Genomic DNA, 15,234 nt, shown 5'->3' on the forward strand with positions numbered 1-15,234 from the left:
AATACCGAGGCGTTCGGGTGAACTATGGTTAAGGAACTCGGCAAAATGCCCCCGTAACTTCGGGAGAAGGGGGGCCATCACTGGTGATCGGATTTACTCCGTGAGCTGGGGGTGGCCGCAGAGACCAGCGAGAAGCGACTGTTTACTAAAAACACAGGTCCGTGCGAAGCCGTAAGGCGATGTATACGGACTGACGCCTGCCCGGTGCTGGAACGTTAAGGGGACCGGTTAGTGCACTTTCGGGTGTGCGAAGCTGAGAACTTAAGCGCCAGTAAACGGCGGTGGTAACTATAACCATCCTAAGGTAGCGAAATTCCTTGTCGGGTAAGTTCCGACCTGCACGAATGGCGTAACGACTTCTCGACTGTCTCAACCATAGGCCCGGTGAAATTGCACTACGAGTAAAGATGCTCGTTTCGCGCAGCAGGACGGAAAGACCCCGGGACCTTTACTACAGTTTGATATTGGTGTTCGGTTCGGCTTGTGTAGGATAGGTGGGAGACTTTGAAGCATCAACGCCAGTTGGTGTGGAGTCGCCGTTGAAATACCACTCTGGTCGTGCTGGATGTCTAACCTCGGTCCGTGATCCGGATCAGGGACAGTGTCTGATGGGTAGTTTAACTGGGGCGGTTGCCTCCCAAAGGGTAACGGAGGCGCCCAAAGGTTCCCTCAGCCTGGTTGGCAATCAGGTGTTGAGTGTAAGTGCACAAGGGAGCTTGACTGTGAGACCGACGGGTCGAGCAGGGACGAAAGTCGGGACTAGTGATCCGGCGGTGGCTTGTGGAAGCGCCGTCGCTCAACGGATAAAAGGTACCCCGGGGATAACAGGCTGATCTTCCCCAAGAGTCCATATCGACGGGATGGTTTGGCACCTCGATGTCGGCTCGTCGCATCCTGGGGCTGGAGTCGGTCCCAAGGGTTGGGCTGTTCGCCCATTAAAGCGGTACGCGAGCTGGGTTTAGAACGTCGTGAGACAGTTCGGTCCCTATCCGCTGTGCGCGTAGGAATATTGAGAAGGGCTGTCCCTAGTACGAGAGGACCGGGACGGACGAACCTCTGGTGTGCCAGTTGTCCTGCCAAGGGCATGGCTGGTTGGCTACGTTCGGGAGGGATAACCGCTGAAAGCATCTAAGCGGGAAGCCTGCTTCAAGATGAGTATTCCCACCTCCTTGAGAGGGTAAGGCTCCCAGTAGACGACTGGGTTGATAGGCCAGATGTGGAAGCCCGGTAACGGGTGAAGCTGACTGGTACTAATAGGCCGAGGGCTTGTCCTCAGTTGCTCGCGTCCACTGTGTTAGTTCTGAAGCAACGAACAGTTGCTGGTTTCTAGAGCTGGAACACATAACTACAAAGTGTGCTTGTTCGCTCGAAACCGATAGGGTTTCGGTGGTCATAGCGTTAGGGAAACGCCCGGTTACATTCCGAACCCGGAAGCTAAGCCTTTCAGCGCCGATGGTACTGCAGGGGGGACCCTGTGGGAGAGTAGGACGCCGCCGAACAATCTTTCAAAGGACCCTTGGTCCAGCGTTCAACGCTGGACCAAGGGTCCTTTTTTGTTTTTCACCATCTTTACGCCGAAGCGCGGCCATGGGTTGGTTGCGCGAGAATGACTAGCGGTACCCCGAAGACAGGAGTCACACCCATGTCCAACTCTCCCGACGATCGTCCGGAGCGCGAGCCTCGTCGCAACGACGGCGGTGACAGGGGCGGCTACCGCGGGGGCCGTGACGACCGTGGCGGCGACCGTCCCCCGTTCCGTCGTGACGACCGCGGCGGTCGACCCACCGGTGGCAGCGGTGGCGGCGGCGGTGGCTACCGTCGCGACGACCGTGGTGGGCGTCCCGCCGGCGGTGGCGGCGGCTTCCGCCGTGACGACCGTGGTGGGGACCGTCCGTCCTACCCGCGTCGCGATGACCGTGGCGGGGACCGTCCGTCCTACCCGCGTCGTGACGACCGGGGCGAGCGTCCCTCGTACCCGCGCCGTGACGACCGCGGTGGCGACCGTCCCAGCTTCCCGCGTCGCGATGACCGCGGTGGCGACCGTCCCTCGTACCCGCGTCGTGATGATGACCGCGGTGGGTTCCGTGGCGGCCGTGACGACCGCGGTGGCGACCGTCCGTCCTACCCGCGCCGCGACGACCGCGGTGGCGAGCGCCCCTCCTTCCGTCGCGACGACCGGGGCGACCGTCCGTCCTACCCGCGTCGCGACGACCGTGGTGGCGACCGTCCGTCGTACCCCCGTCGTGACGACCGTGGTGACCGTCCCTCGTACCCGCGTCGTGATGACGACCGTGGCGGTTTCCGTGGCGGCCGTGACGACCGCGGTGGCGAGCGTCCGTCCTACCCGCGTCGCGACGACCGTGGTGGCGACCGTCCCAGCTTCCCGCGTCGCGACGACCGCGGTGGCGACCGTCCCTCGTACCCCCGTCGTGACGACCGTGGTGACCGTCCCTCGTACCCGCGTCGTGATGACGACCGTGGCGGTTTCCGTGGCGGCCGTGACGACCGCGGTGGCGACCGCCCGTCCTACCCGCGCCGCGACGACCGCGGTGGCGACCGCCCCTCCTTCCGTCGTGACGACCGGGGCGACCGTCCGTCCTACCCGCGCCGTGACGACCGTGGTGGCGACCGTCCGTCGTACCCCCGTCGTGACGACCGTGGTGACCGTCCCTCGTACCCGCGTCGTGATGACGACCGTGGCGGTTTCCGTGGCGGCCGTGACGACCGCGGTGGCGACCGCCCGTCCTACCCGCGCCGCGACGACCGCGGCGGGGACCGTCCGTCGTACCCGCGTCGTGATGACGACCGCGGTGGGTTCCGTGGCGGCCGTGACGACCGTGGCGGGGACCGTCCGTCCTACCCGCGTCGCGACGACCGCCGCGACGACCGTGGCGGCGACCGTCCCTCCTACCCCCGTCGTGACGACCGCGGCGGCGACCGCGGTGGGTTCCGTGACGACCGTGGTGGCTACCGGGGTCGCGACGACCGTGGCGGCGACCGCGGCTACCGTTCGGACCGCGACCGTGACCCGGTCAAGCGGCTTCCGATCGACGAGGACGTCACCGGCCTCGAGATCGACGCCGACGTGCGCCAGGAGCTGCTGAGCCTGCCCAAGGGCCTGGCCGAAGAAGTCTCCAAGAACCTGGTCATGGTCGCCCGGCTGATCGACGAGGACCCCGAGCAGGCGTACGCGTACTCGCGCATCGCGCTGCGCCTTGCCTCCCGCGTCGCCGCCGTCCGCGAGGCCGCCGGTTTCGCCGCGTACGCCACGCAGAAGTACAGCGAGGCCCTCGCGGAGTTCCGCGCCGCCAAGCGCATGACCGGCTCCGTCGAGCTGTGGCCCGTCATGGCCGACTGCGAGCGCGGCCTCGGCCGTCCCGAGCGCGCCCTGGCCATGGCCGGCGAGCCCGAGGTGCAGAAGCTCGACAAGGCCGGCCAGGTCGAGATGCGTCTGGTCGCGGCCGGTGCCCGGCGGGACCAGGGGCAGCTCGAAGCGGCCATCGTGACCCTGCAGAGCCCCGAGCTGGCGTCCAGCGCCGTCCAGCCGTGGACCGCGCGCCTGCGGTACGCCTACGCCGACGCCCTGCTGGCGGCCGGTCGTGAGGACGAGGCCCGCGAGTGGTTCGGCAAGGCCCTCGAGGCGGACAAGGAAGGGGCCACCGACGCCTCCGACCGTCTCGCCGAGCTCGACGGCGTCGAGTTCGTCGACGCCGCGATCGACCTGTCCGACGACGACGAGGTCGGGAACGACGACCTCGGCGAGGACGACCGGGACGAGGACATCGACGACGAGGACGACGAGGACATCGAGGACGAGGACCCGGCTGAGGTCGCCGCGGCCGAGCGCGCCACCGACGTCACCGAGTACTACGACGAGGACGACGAGGAGTACGAGTCGCTGGAGCAGTCCGCGGCCGACGCCGACGTCCGGGGCGACAAGGCCTGAGCCGTGTTGACCTAGAGGAGAAGGGCGGTACCCCGAACGGGGTACCGCCCTTCTTCATGTCCGGCCCGTGTCCGGGAGGGGCTCAGCCCAGTCCGCGCAGGACCAGGCCGGTGGCCGGCTTCGGTCCGAAGGACGTCGACTTGCGGGGCATGGTGACCCCCTGGCGGGCGAGGTCGCGCACGACCTCCTCGCGTACGGGATGCAGCAGTACGGCGGTGCCCCCGTGCCGCTCGGCCATGGCCACCGTGGACGCGGCGTCGTGGATGTACGTGATCTGGTCGGGGGCGTCGGGGACGTGCCAGAGGGCGTCGAGCAGCGTCGCGTGCAGCACGGTGGCGTCCAGCCGGCGCCAGGCCTCGGGGCGGTCGTGGCGGACCGTGCGGTCGAGGAGGGCCAGGTCGGGATCGGTGACCAGGTGGAAGGTGCCGTCGCCGGCGAGGAGGAAGGCGTTGCCGCGTTCCGCCGCGTCCGAGAGGGCGTCCAAAGCCAGGGGGAGCGGTCCGTCGACCGGGCGGACCCGGAAGTGACCGGCGACGGCGGCCAGCGCGTCGGCGACCGGGAGGCGGCGCAGCATCCGGTGGATGGCGCGGACCTGGAGCGGATAGCGGGCGGTGTCCACGAGGAGCACCAGGCCGAAGTCCCACGCGGTGGGGGAGGCGTGCTCCTCCTGGAGGCGCAGGTACGTCGCCCAGCGGTGGTGGCCGTCGGCGATGAGCGCCTGGCGGTGGCTGAGATCCGCCGTGACGGCGGCCAGTTCGGCCGGGTCCGTGATGGCCCAGAGTCGGTGCTGGAAGCCGTCCTCGGTGGTGGTCGACAGCAGCGGCGCGCGCTGGGCGGTCCGCTCGACGACCGCCGCCGCACCCGCCCCGGGGTCGTCGCCGCGGTAGGTGAGGAGGAGCGGTTCGAGGTTCGCGGAGGTGGCCCGCATCAGGCCCGCCCGGTCGGTCACCACGTCCGGCATGACGTCCTCGTGGGGGAGGACGATGCCGGCGTCGGCGGTGGACAGGGCGAGGGCGCCGATGATGCCGCGCTGCAGCAGCCCGGCCCGGCGCTGCTCGTACACGTACAGGGCGGGCTCGGGGTCGGCGGACAGGATGCCCCCGGCGAGCCAGTCCCGCAGGGTGCGCGCGGCCTGTTCGTTGCGCGCGGCCGGGGTGCCGGCCTGCGGGAGGATGAGGCGGACGATGTTGTGCGGGTCGGCGGATTCGAGGTGGTCGACTCCGTCGGGGCGCACGACCACGTCGTACGGCGGCGAGGTGACGGCGGCGAGGCTGCCGACACGCTCGGGGACGTAGCGCAGGCCATGGAACGGGATGAGGCGCAGCCCGTGGTCCGCGGTGCCAGAAGTGGTCATTGGTGCATGGTAAATCGCGTCTCGCCATGCGGGATGATCGGGGCAGTACGGAATCGGACAAGATCGATCTCACAGGGAGCGGCCAGAATGACCCGGCAGATCAGGACCAGTCCTGCGGCGTGTGACCAGAGTCTGCACCAGGCGTACGACACCGCTCTCCTGGACCTGGACGGCGTGGTGTACGCGGGTGGGCGGGCCATCGGCCACGCCGTGGAGTCCCTCGCGGCGGCCCGCGCCGACGGCATGCACCTCGCGTACGTGACGAACAACGCGCTGCGGACCCCGGAGGCGGTGGCGGAGCACCTGGGCGAACTGGGCATCCCGACGGACGCGGCCGAGGTGATCACCTCGGCGCAGGCCGTGGCCCGGTTGATCGCGGAGCAGGTGGAGCCGGGGTCCAAGGTGCTGGTGATCGGCGGGGAGGGGCTGCGGGTCGCGCTGCGCGAACGCGGGCTGGTGCCGGTCGAGTCCGCCGACGAGGAGGGGCTGGCGGCGGTCGTGCAGGGCTACGGGGGCCCGGACCTGGCGTGGGGCCGGTTCGCGGAGGCCTCGTACGCGATCAACCGGGGCGTGCCGTGGTACGCGTCGAACACCGACCTGACGATCCCCGGTGGGCGGGGCATCGCGCCGGGCAACGGCGCCGCGGTGGAGGTCGTACGGATCGCCACGGGCGCGGAGCCGCAGGTGGCGGGCAAGCCCCTGCCCCCGATGCACCGGGAGACGGTGCTGCGGACCGGGGCGAAGCGGCCGCTGGTCGTCGGGGACCGGCTGGACACCGACATCGAGGGCGCGTTCAACGGGGAGGTGGACTCGCTGCTGGTGCTGACCGGGGTGACCGACGCGGAGCAGCTGCTGCGGGCCGAGCCCCGGCACCGGCCGACCTACGTGGACCGGGACCTGCGCGGGCTGCTGGCCGGCCAGCCGGAGGTGGTGCCGGCCGCGGAGGGGTTCCGCTGCGGGGGCTGGACCGCGGTCGCGCTGAACAACGGCGTGCTCGAACTGCGCGAGGACGACGGAGAGGGCGGGGAGAGCGGCGTGAGCGGGGACGGCGGAACGGGCTTGGACCCGCTGGACGGGCTGCGGGCGCTGTGCGCAGCGGCCTGGACGGCCGCCGCCGAGGACGTGTGCACGCTGGACGCGGCGAAGGCGCTGGCCAGGCTGGGTCTTCAGTGACCTCCGGGGGTCCGTTCGAGGCGGAGGCTAGGCTAACCTAACCTGCGTGTTGGTTGAGAGTCCCCCTGAATCCGGGCCAAGCGCGGCGCCCCCGCCGGACGCCGTCGCCCGCCCACGCCATGCCGCGCGTGCCGCGGGTCTGGCCGGCGCCTTCGCGGTGCTCGCCCTGATCGCGGTGCTGAGCATCGCCGTGGGCGCCAAGCAGATGCCCCTGGACGAGGTCTGGCACGGCCTCTTCCACTACTCGGGGACCACCTCGGACGTGGTCGTGCGGGACCTGCGGGTCCCGCGCACCCTCCTCGGGCTGATGGTCGGCCTCGGGCTCGGCCTGTCCGGGGCGGTGATGCAGGCGCTGACCCGCAACCCGCTGGCCGAGCCCGGCATCCTCGGCGTCAACGCCGGTGCCGCGGCGGCCGTGGTCTCGGCGATCAGTTTCTTCGGCGCGAGCTCGCTGAGCGAGTTCGTGTGGTGGGCCTTCCTCGGCGCCGCCGTGGTCTCGGTCGTCGTGTACGTGCTGGGTGGCAGCCGCAGCGCCACACCGGTACGCCTCGCGCTCGCCGGTACGGCGGCCAGCGCGGCCCTCGTCGGCTACATCAACGCCGTGCAGCTGATGGACAGCAAGGCGCTGGACAAGCTGCGCTTCTGGACGGTGGGGTCGCTGGCCTCGGCCAACATGGACACCGTCCGGCAGGTCGCCCCGTTCCTGCTGGTCGGCGCGGTGCTCGCGCTGTCGCTCGGCCGGCCGCTCAACGCGATGGCCATGGGCGACGACACGGCCAGGGCACTCGGCGCGAACCTGACGCGGACCCGGGTCGGCGCGATGCTCGCCATCACCCTGCTCTGCGGTGCGGCGACCGCCGCCTGCGGGCCCATCGTCTTCATCGGCCTGATGATCCCGCACCTCGTGCGGGTGTTCACCGGACCGGACATGCGCTGGGTGCTGGCCTATTCGGCCGTCCTGTCACCCGTCCTGCTGCTCGGCGCGGACGTCGTCGGCCGGGTCGTCACCCGGCCCGCCGAGCTGCAGGTCGGCATCGTCACCGCGCTCATCGGCGGGCCCGTCTTCATCTACCTCGTCCGGCGCAAGAGGATGGCCCAGCTGTGACCGTGACCGCCAAAGCCCGTCCCGTGCGGCTCCCGGGCGGGGTGTCGCTGCGGATCGAGCGGCGCGCCCTGGCCGTCGGCGCCCTGCTGGTCCTCGCCGCGTTCGCCATGTCCGTCCTGCTGATCGGCACCGGCGACTTCGACATCGCGCCGTGGGACGTCGTACAGACCCTGTTCGGCAACGGCACCCCCGCCAACGACTTCATCGTCAACGACCTGCGGCTGCCGCGTGTGCTGGTCGCGCTGCTGGTCGGCGCCGCCCTCGGGATGGCCGGGGCCGTCTTCCAGTCGGTGACCCGCAACCCGCTCGGCTCGCCCGACCTCCTGGGCTTCTCGTACGGGTCCGCGGTCGGCGCCCTCGTCGTCATCATCCTGCTGAAGGGCTCGGCGACCGAGGTCGCCGCCGGCGCGCTGCTCGGCGGCCTGCTGGCAGGCGCCGCCGTCTACCTGCTGGCGTACAAGCGGGGCATCCACGGCTACCGGCTGGTCCTGGTGGGCATCGGCGCCTCCGCGATGCTGGTGGCCGTGATCCAGTACCTGATCACCAAGGCCCAGCTGGTGGAGGCCTCGCGGGCGATGGTCTGGCTGACCGGTTCGCTGGCCGGCCGGGACTGGGCGCAGGTGTGGCCGCTGCTGGTGACCTGCGCGGTGCTGTTCCCGCTGGTGCTGGGGCAGAGCCGGGCCCTGCGGATGATCGAGATGGGCGACGACGCGGCGTACGCGGTGGGGGTACGGGTGGAGCGCACCCGGCTGCTGCTGATGCTGGCCGCGATCCTGCTCACCACGGCGGCGAGCGCCGCGGCCGGGCCGATCAGCTTCGTCGCGCTCGCCGCGCCGCAGCTGGCACGGCGGCTGACCCGCTCGCCCGGCGCCAACCTGCTGACCGCCGCGCTCATGGGCTCGGTGGTGCTGCTGCTGTCGGACTGGGCCTCGCAGCGGGCCTTCGGCGCGGACCAGCTGCCGGTGGGCGTGGTGACCGGGCTGGTCGGCGGTGTCTATCTGCTCTGGCTGCTCGTCACCGAGCGCAAGGCAGGACGTATATGAACCTCAGGAGTGCGCAAGTGCAGCGGTTGACCGCGGAGAACGTGACCCTCGGCTACGACCAGCGGGTCATCGCCGAGAACCTGTCGGTGGAGATCCCCGACAACTCCTTCACGGTGATCGTCGGCCCCAACGCCTGCGGCAAGTCCACGCTGCTGCGGGCCCTGTCGCGGATGCTGAAGCCTTCCGAGGGGCGGGTGCTGCTGGACGGGCAGGCCATCGGGTCCATGCCCGCGAAGAAGGTCGCCAAGACCCTGGGCCTGCTCCCGCAGTCCTCGATCGCGCCCGACGGCATCACGGTCGCCGACCTGGTCTCGCGCGGCCGGTACCCGCACCAGGGCCTGCTGCGGCAGTGGTCGCCCGAGGACGAGCGGATCGTGAACGAGTCGATGGCCTCGACCGGGGTCGCCGAGCTCGCGGACCGGGCCGTGGACGAACTGTCGGGCGGGCAGCGGCAGCGCGTGTGGATCGCGATGGCGCTGGCCCAGCAGACCCCGCTGCTGCTGCTCGACGAGCCGACGACCTACCTGGACATCCAGCACCAGATCGACGTCCTGGACCTGTGCGCCGAACTGCACGAGACCCGGGGGCGCACCCTCGTCGCCGTCCTGCACGACCTCAACCACGCCGCCCGCTACGCCACGCACCTGATCGCGATGCGGGGCGGGAAGGTCATCGCCGAGGGGCCGCCGCAGGAGGTGGTCACCGCGGACCTCGTGGAGAAGGTGTTCGGGCTGCGCTGCCAGGTCATCGACGACCCGGAGACGGGGACGCCGCTGGTGATCCCGGCGGCGCGCCGCTCCCGCGCCCAGGCGGCCGCCGAGGTGTAGTGGCTCGGGGACGGCCGCTGCCGCCTAGAGCAGGCTCTTCAGCCGCAGCAGGTCGCGGAAGCCGGCCTCCAGCCTGACCCGGCCGGAGGCCCAGGCCTTCGCGAACTTCAGCTCGCCCGCGACCAGCGTGACCAGGTCGTCGCCGGTCAACGCGAGGCGGATCTCCGCCTTGCGGGCCGGCGGGCCCGGCGCGACCGCGTCCACCCGGATCCTGCCTCCGTCGAGGCGGCCCGTGAACGTCTGGTCCAGGTCCGTGATGTGGCAGCTGAGGGAGCGGTCGAACGCGGCCGCGCCGCGCACGCCGTCCTCGGCCCGCGCGAGGTTGTCGGAGAGTCGGTCGAGTGCTTCACGGCACTCCTGGATCGTAGCCATCGTGATCACGACCGTACCGCAGAGCCGCGCGTCGCCGTGGGGGCGCTTCGGGGTAGCGTCGTGGCATGACCGACGAAGCAGCCGAGACCCGGGCCGAGGCCCAGAGCACGGCCGGAGCCGATGCCGGAGCCGAGGTCGAGGCAGGAGCCCCCGCCGAGGCCGCCGAGCCGGTGGAGCCCGCGGGGCCCGCGGCGCTGGGCGTCGTACGCACCCCCACCGGGCACGCCGGGGTGGACGCGCACCTGGCGCGGCTGGCGGACGCGGACCACCTCGGGGCGGACGGACACGTCGAGGTGTACGAGGATGTGCACCGGGGGCTGCGTGAGGCGCTGACCGCGCTGGACGCACCGCCCGTCCCCGGACCGTACGAAAACAGGAGCTGAACCGAACGTGGCAGGAGTGGCACGCCGCCGCCTGGACGCCGAACTGGTACGCCGCAGCATGGCCCGCTCGCGCGAGCACGCCGCGCAGCTGATCGCCGCGGGCCGGGTGACCGTGGGCGGCACCACCGCGACCAAGGCCGCCACCCAGGTCGAGACCAGCGCGGCCCTGGTGGTCCTCAAGGACGACGCCGACCCCGACTACGTCTCGCGCGGCGGGCACAAGCTCGCGGGCGCCCTCGCGGCCTTCGGGCCGCAGGGGCTGCGGGTCGAGGGCCGCCGGGCGCTGGACGCGGGCGCGTCCACCGGCGGCTTCACCGACGTGCTGCTGCGCGCGGGCGTGGCCCACGTCATGGCGGTCGACGTCGGCTACGGGCAGCTCGCCTGGTCGCTGCAGAGCGACGACCGGGTCACCGTGAAGGACCGCACGAACGTGCGCGAGCTGACGGTCGAGCAGATCGACGGCATCCCGGTGGACCTCGTCGTAGGCGACCTGTCCTTCATCTCGATCGGCCTGGTGCTGCCCGCGCTGGTGCGGTGCACGGCTCCGGACGCGGACCTGGTGCTGATGGTCAAGCCGCAGTTCGAGGTCGGCAAGGACCGGCTGGGCAGCGGCGGCGTGGTGCGCAGCCCCGAGCTGCGGGCCGAGGCCGTGCGCGAGGTGGCGGCCAGCGCCGCGGGGCTGGGACTGGGTGTCCTCGGGGTCACCGCCAGTCCGCTGCCGGGGCCGTCGGGGAACGTCGAGTACTTTCTGTGGCTGAGGGCGGGGGCACCGGCACTCGACCCGGCGGATGTTGACCGTGCAGTGGCGGAGGGGCCGCAGTGACAGATTCTTCGGGGGAACGCACCGTATTCCTGCTCGCGCACACCGGACGGCCGGCGGCCATCCGCAGCGCCGAGCTGGTCGTCAAGGGCCTGCTGCGCTGCGGGCTGGGCGTACGGGTCTTCGACCACGAGGCGGTGGACCTGCCGCTGCCACCGGAGGTGGAGCTCGTCACCGAGTCCACGCCGGGGGTGCTCGACGGGTGCGAGCTGCTGGTGGTGCTCGGCGGGGACGGGACCCTGCTGCGCGGCGCCGAGCTCGCGCGGGCCTCGGGCGTGCCGATGCTGGGCGTCAACCTGGGCCGGGTCGGCTTCCTCGCCGAGGCCGAGCGCGACGACCTGGACAAGGTCGTGGACCGGGTGGTGACGCGCTCGTACGAGGTCGAGGAGCGGATGACCCTCGACGTGATCGTGCGGACGAACGGCGACGTCGTCCACCGGGACTGGGCGCTGAACGAGGCCGCGGTCCAGAAGGTGTCCCCGGAGCGGATGCTGGAGGTGGTCCTGGAGATCGACGGGCGCCCGGTGACCGGCTTCGGCTGCGACGGGATCGTCTGCGCCACCCCGACGGGCTCGACGGCCTATGCCTTCTCCGCGGGCGGGCCGGTGGTCTGGCCGGAGGTGGAGGCGTTGCTGATGGTGCCGATCAGCGCGCACGCGCTGTTCGCGAAGCCGCTGGTGACCTCGCCGAACTCGGTCCTGGCGGTGGAGGTGCAGAACGGCACCCCGCACGGGGTCCTGTGGTGCGACGGCCGGCGCATGCTGGACCTGCCGGCCGGGGCGCGCGTGGAGGTCCGGCGGGGTGCGGTGCCCGTGCGGCTTGCCCGGCTGCACCACGCGTCGTTCACGGACCGGCTCGTCGCGAAGTTCGCGCTGCCCGTGTCGGGCTGGCGGGGCGCGCCCCACTGACGGTCCCGGCACAGTCGGCGGCGGGCGGCGGCGACCCTCGTCGCCGGCAAGCCCGGCTGAGATTCCCGGTGTTGCCGTTCGGCGCCGGTCGCGAGAGCCTTAATAGCACATGCGTTCGGAGAACTCGGGGCGGGTGACGTCACATGGCACCCGGGAAACCTCGGTATCGTCGTCCCGTGCTTGAGGAGATGCGGATACGATCGCTCGGGGTCATCGACGACGCGGTGGTCGAGCTGTCGCCCGGTTTCACCGCGGTGACCGGCGAGACCGGCGCGGGCAAGACGATGGTCGTCACCAGCCTCGGGCTGCTGCTCGGCGGTCGCGCCGACCCGGCCCTGGTGCGGATCGGGGCCAAGGCGGCGGTGGTCGAGGGCCGCATCGTCCTGCGCCCGGACGCCCCCGCCGCGGTACGCGCCGAGGAGGCGGGTGCCGAGCTCGACGACGGCGCCCTGCTGATCAGCCGGACCGTGTCCGCCGAGGGGCGTTCGCGCGCCCACGTCGGCGGCCGCTCCGTGCCCGTCGGCCTGCTCGGCGAACTCGCCGACGACCTGGTCGCCGTACACGGGCAGACCGACCAGCAGGGCCTGCTCCGGCCGGCCCGGCAGCGGCAGGCGCTCGACCGGTACGCCGGAGACGCCGTCGCCGTCCCGCTGGAGAAGTACGGCTCGGCCTACCGCAGGCTCCGCGCGGTCGCCGTGGAACTCGAGGAGATCACCACCAGGGCCCGGGAACGGGCCCAGGAGGCCGACCTGCTCCGCTTCGGCCTCGACGAGATCGCGGCCGTGGAGCCGGTGGCCGGCGAGGACGCCGAACTGGCGGCCGAGGCGGAGCGGCTCGGACACGCCGAAGCGCTGGCCTCGGCGGCCCAGGCGGCGCACGCCGCGCTCGCGGGCAACCCCGAGGACCCCGAGGCCATCGATGCGAACATGCTCGTCGCCGGGGCCCACCGGGCCCTGGAAACCGTACGGTCGCACGACCCGGCGCTCGGCGCGCTCGCCGAGCGGATCGGCGAGCTCGGCATCCTGCTCGCCGACGTGGCCGGGGAGCTGGCCGGCTACGCCGACGACCTCGACGCCGATCCGCTGCGGCTGGCCGCGGTGGAGGAGCGCCGGGCCGCCCTGACGCAGCTGACGCGCAAGTACGGCACCGGGGGCACCGTGGACGCGGTGCTGGAGTGGGCCGAACAGGGCGCGGCGCGGCTCCTGGAACTGGACGGCGACGACGAGCGGATCACCGAGCTCACCGCGGAACGGGACGGGCTGCGCTCCGAACTGTCCCTGCTGGCACAGACGTTGACCGACGCCCGGGTGGAGGCGGCGACGCGCTTCGCCTCCGCGGTGACGGAGGAGCTGGCGTCGCTGGCGATGCCGCACGCCCGGGTGACGATCGACGTCCGGCAGGCGGAGGACCCCGAAGGAGTGGACGTGGACGGCCGCCCGGTCGCCTACGGACCCTCCGGCGCCGACGAGGTCGAACTGCTGCTGGCCCCGCACCCGGGCGCCCAGCCGCGGCCGATCGCCAAGGGCGCCTCGGGCGGTGAGCTGTCCCGCGTGATGCTCGCGGTCGAGGTCGTCTTCGCGGGCTCCGACCCGGTGCCCACGTACCTCTTCGACGAGGTCGACGCCGGCGTCGGCGGCAAGGCGGCGGTCGAGGTCGGCCGGCGCCTGGCGAAGCTGGCCAGGTCGGCACAGGTCGTGGTCGTCACGCACCTGCCGCAGGTGGCGGCCTTCGCCGACCGGCAGCTGCTGGTGGAGAAGACCAACGACGGCTCGGTCACCCGAAGCGGGGTCACCGTCCTGGAGGGCGAGGACCGGATCCGCGAACTGTCGCGCATGCTCGCGGGGCACGAGGACTCCGTCTCCGCGCGGGCGCACGCCGAGGAACTGCTGGAGGCGGCGCGCGCCGACGTGTGAGCCCGCACACCACCTGGAGGGCCCGGAGCGGACGACGTTCCGGGCCTTCCGCTTGTCCGTGAAAGACCGGTTCGGCTCCGAAACGGACCGATCAGCACGTCACTCTTCGGATTCCACTTACGCCGTGTGGGTGAGGCCGGAAGGTCTCCGGCCGTATCTCGCACAGGATCCGCACCCGTATGGTCCCGGAACGCGCGTGCGGACTGGCATCCTTGGCGACGTCTCTGACTCTTCCCTCACCCTGGAGCTTCGGCCAGTGAGCAGCTCCCCGGTCTCCACCTCCGCCGCGGCACAGCCCTACGGGCGCCCGCTGCGCACCGTCCACGTGCTCGGCGACGGTGCGGGCGCGGGCAGTTGCACGCACGTCCGATCGCTCGCCACCGGGCTCGCCGCGCGCGGGGTGCGGGTCACGGTGTGCGCTCCCGTCCACGCGGAGGGGGAGTACGACTTCACCGGTGCCGGGGCGGAGTTCGCGCCCGACGCGGTGAGCGTGCTGCGGGCCGCCTGTGCCGGCGCGGACGTCGTCCACGCGCACGGGGTCAAGGCGGGCCTGCGGGCCGCGCTGGCCATACGCGGGCGCCGGGTGCCGCTGGTGGTGACCTGGCACGGCGACGGCCCGACGGTGCACGGCGCACTCGGGCGGCTGAGCCGGATGCTGGAACGGCGCGTGGCGCGGGCCGCCGCGGTGGTGCTCGGCGCCTCCTCGGACCTCGTGGACCTGGCGCGCCAGCGCGGCGCCAGGGACGCGCGGCTGGCGCCCGTGGCCTTCCCTGCGGCTCCGGAGGGGATGTCGGACCCGGGCAAGGTGCGGGCGGAACTCGGCGTCGTGGAACGGCCGTTGCTCATCGCGGTCGGCAGCCTGGTGGCGCACCGCGGCTACTCCGTCCTGCTCGACGCGGCACGCGAGTGGCGGGCCCTGGAACCGGCACCGCTGCTGGTGATCGCGGGCGAGGGGCCGCTACGGGCCGAACTGGCCCGGCGGATCGAGGCGGAGGGGCTCCCGGTCCGGCTGCTCGGACGGCGCAGGGACGCGGCGCAGCTGCTGGCGGCGGCGGACCTGGCGGTCCTACCGAGCCGGTGGGAGGCGCCGGCACTGCTGGCGCAGGAGGCGCTGCGGGTGGGCGTGCCGCTGGTGGCCACGGCGGTGGGCGGTGTGCCGGAGCTGGTGGGGGAGGGCGCGGTGCTCGTCCCGCCGGGGGAGGCGGGGGCCCTCGCCTCGGCCGTGACCGGCCTCCTGGCCGATCCGGCCCGCCGGGCCGACCTGGCCGCTGCCGGGCGCGTCCAGGCCGCGACCTGGCCGTCGGAGGACGACACCGTGGCCCAGGTCCTGTCCGTCTACGACGAACTGATGGAACGCCACCGATAGCCCCCGGCGGTGGCAGGTCGCGCT

12 protein-coding genes, 2 rRNA genes and 1 pseudogene (1 of these 15 cut by a window edge) are annotated in these 15,234 nt (G+C 71.9%); 13 read left to right on the forward strand and 2 right to left on the reverse strand.

Annotation, left to right across the window (positions count from 1 at the left end; genetic code table 11):
- From OHA91_RS28830 to OHA91_RS28845, 4 genes and pseudogenes are all read left to right on the forward strand, one after another.
- Nucleotides 1–1,274, forward strand: a 23S ribosomal RNA gene (locus tag OHA91_RS28830); it begins 1,849 nt to the left of the window's first position.
- Between the two features lie 108 nt (nucleotides 1,275–1,382).
- A 5S ribosomal RNA gene (rrf, locus tag OHA91_RS28835) occupies nucleotides 1,383–1,499 on the forward strand.
- A gap of 143 nt (nucleotides 1,500–1,642) precedes the next feature.
- Nucleotides 1,643–2,890: pseudogene (locus OHA91_RS39905) on the forward strand (hypothetical protein); the annotation flags it as partial.
- A 195-nt stretch (nucleotides 2,891–3,085) separates the two neighbouring features.
- On the forward strand, nucleotides 3,086–3,946 hold the full coding sequence (locus tag OHA91_RS28845) for a tetratricopeptide repeat protein (RefSeq protein WP_408059193.1): 861 nt from the start codon (nucleotides 3,086–3,088) through the stop codon (nucleotides 3,944–3,946).
- 82 nt (nucleotides 3,947–4,028) lie between these two features.
- On the opposite strand, the gene OHA91_RS28850 is transcribed toward OHA91_RS28845, so the two are convergent.
- Nucleotides 4,029–5,300: a DUF1015 family protein gene (locus tag OHA91_RS28850; RefSeq protein ID WP_031154132.1), complete on the reverse strand. Its 1,272-nt coding sequence runs from the start codon at nucleotides 5,298–5,300 to the stop codon at nucleotides 4,029–4,031.
- A gap of 87 nt (nucleotides 5,301–5,387) precedes the next feature.
- Here OHA91_RS28850 and OHA91_RS28855 point away from each other — a divergent pair, with 87 nt between their 5' ends.
- Genes OHA91_RS28855 through OHA91_RS28870 form a run of 4 tightly spaced genes read left to right on the forward strand, consistent with a single transcriptional unit; the run spans nucleotide 5,388 to nucleotide 9,448 of the window.
- The gene (locus OHA91_RS28855; RefSeq protein WP_031154130.1) at nucleotides 5,388–6,473 is read left to right on the forward strand and encodes an HAD-IIA family hydrolase; all 1,086 of its coding nucleotides are present in this window, start codon (nucleotides 5,388–5,390) and stop codon (nucleotides 6,471–6,473) included.
- A gap of 46 nt (nucleotides 6,474–6,519) precedes the next feature.
- Complete coding sequence (locus tag OHA91_RS28860; RefSeq protein ID WP_266502765.1) at nucleotides 6,520–7,578, forward strand: FecCD family ABC transporter permease; 1,059 nt, start codon at nucleotides 6,520–6,522, stop codon at nucleotides 7,576–7,578.
- Nucleotides 7,579–7,580: 2 nt separating this feature from the next.
- Nucleotides 7,581–8,621: a FecCD family ABC transporter permease gene (locus OHA91_RS28865; protein ID WP_408059246.1), complete on the forward strand. Its 1,041-nt coding sequence runs from the start codon at nucleotides 7,581–7,583 to the stop codon at nucleotides 8,619–8,621.
- Nucleotides 8,618–9,448, forward strand: coding sequence for an ABC transporter ATP-binding protein (locus tag OHA91_RS28870; protein ID WP_266502769.1), 831 nt, complete (start codon nucleotides 8,618–8,620; stop codon nucleotides 9,446–9,448). The genes OHA91_RS28865 and OHA91_RS28870 overlap by 4 nt, the downstream gene beginning before the upstream one ends.
- A 24-nt stretch (nucleotides 9,449–9,472) precedes the next feature.
- Here the strand turns inward: OHA91_RS28870 and OHA91_RS28875 are convergent, their stop codons facing one another.
- Nucleotides 9,473–9,820 carry an SCP2 sterol-binding domain-containing protein gene (locus tag OHA91_RS28875; RefSeq protein WP_328740298.1) on the reverse strand — a complete coding sequence of 116 codons (348 nt, stop codon included), beginning with the start codon at nucleotides 9,818–9,820 and terminating at the stop codon, nucleotides 9,473–9,475.
- 65 nt (nucleotides 9,821–9,885) lie between these two features.
- Between OHA91_RS28875 and OHA91_RS28880 the strand changes: the two genes are divergently transcribed.
- The 5 genes from OHA91_RS28880 (at nucleotide 9,886) to OHA91_RS28900 (ending at nucleotide 15,210) form a co-directional block, all read left to right on the forward strand.
- Nucleotides 9,886–10,203: a hypothetical protein gene (locus OHA91_RS28880; protein ID WP_031154125.1), complete on the forward strand. Its 318-nt coding sequence runs from the start codon at nucleotides 9,886–9,888 to the stop codon at nucleotides 10,201–10,203.
- Between the two features lie 7 nt (nucleotides 10,204–10,210).
- A complete protein-coding gene (locus OHA91_RS28885) occupies nucleotides 10,211–11,026 on the forward strand; it encodes a TlyA family RNA methyltransferase (protein ID WP_031154124.1) in 816 nt (271 codons plus the stop codon).
- Complete coding sequence (locus tag OHA91_RS28890) at nucleotides 11,023–11,931, forward strand: NAD kinase (protein ID WP_031154123.1); 909 nt, start codon at nucleotides 11,023–11,025, stop codon at nucleotides 11,929–11,931. Before OHA91_RS28885 ends, OHA91_RS28890 begins: the two co-directional genes overlap by 4 nt.
- Nucleotides 11,932–12,119: 188 nt before the next feature.
- Nucleotides 12,120–13,844 (forward strand): DNA repair protein RecN, encoded by a 1,725-nt coding sequence (recN, locus tag OHA91_RS28895; RefSeq protein WP_031154121.1) that lies wholly within the window; start codon nucleotides 12,120–12,122, stop codon nucleotides 13,842–13,844.
- A 256-nt stretch (nucleotides 13,845–14,100) separates the two neighbouring features.
- Nucleotides 14,101–15,210, forward strand: coding sequence for a glycosyltransferase family 4 protein (locus OHA91_RS28900; protein ID WP_031154119.1), 1,110 nt, complete (start codon nucleotides 14,101–14,103; stop codon nucleotides 15,208–15,210).
- The last annotated feature ends 24 nt before the right edge of the window (nucleotides 15,211–15,234 follow it).

The organism is Streptomyces erythrochromogenes (assembly GCF_036170895.1).
In the GTDB taxonomy this organism is placed as follows: Bacteria; Actinomycetota; Actinomycetes; order Streptomycetales; family Streptomycetaceae; genus Streptomyces; species Streptomyces erythrochromogenes.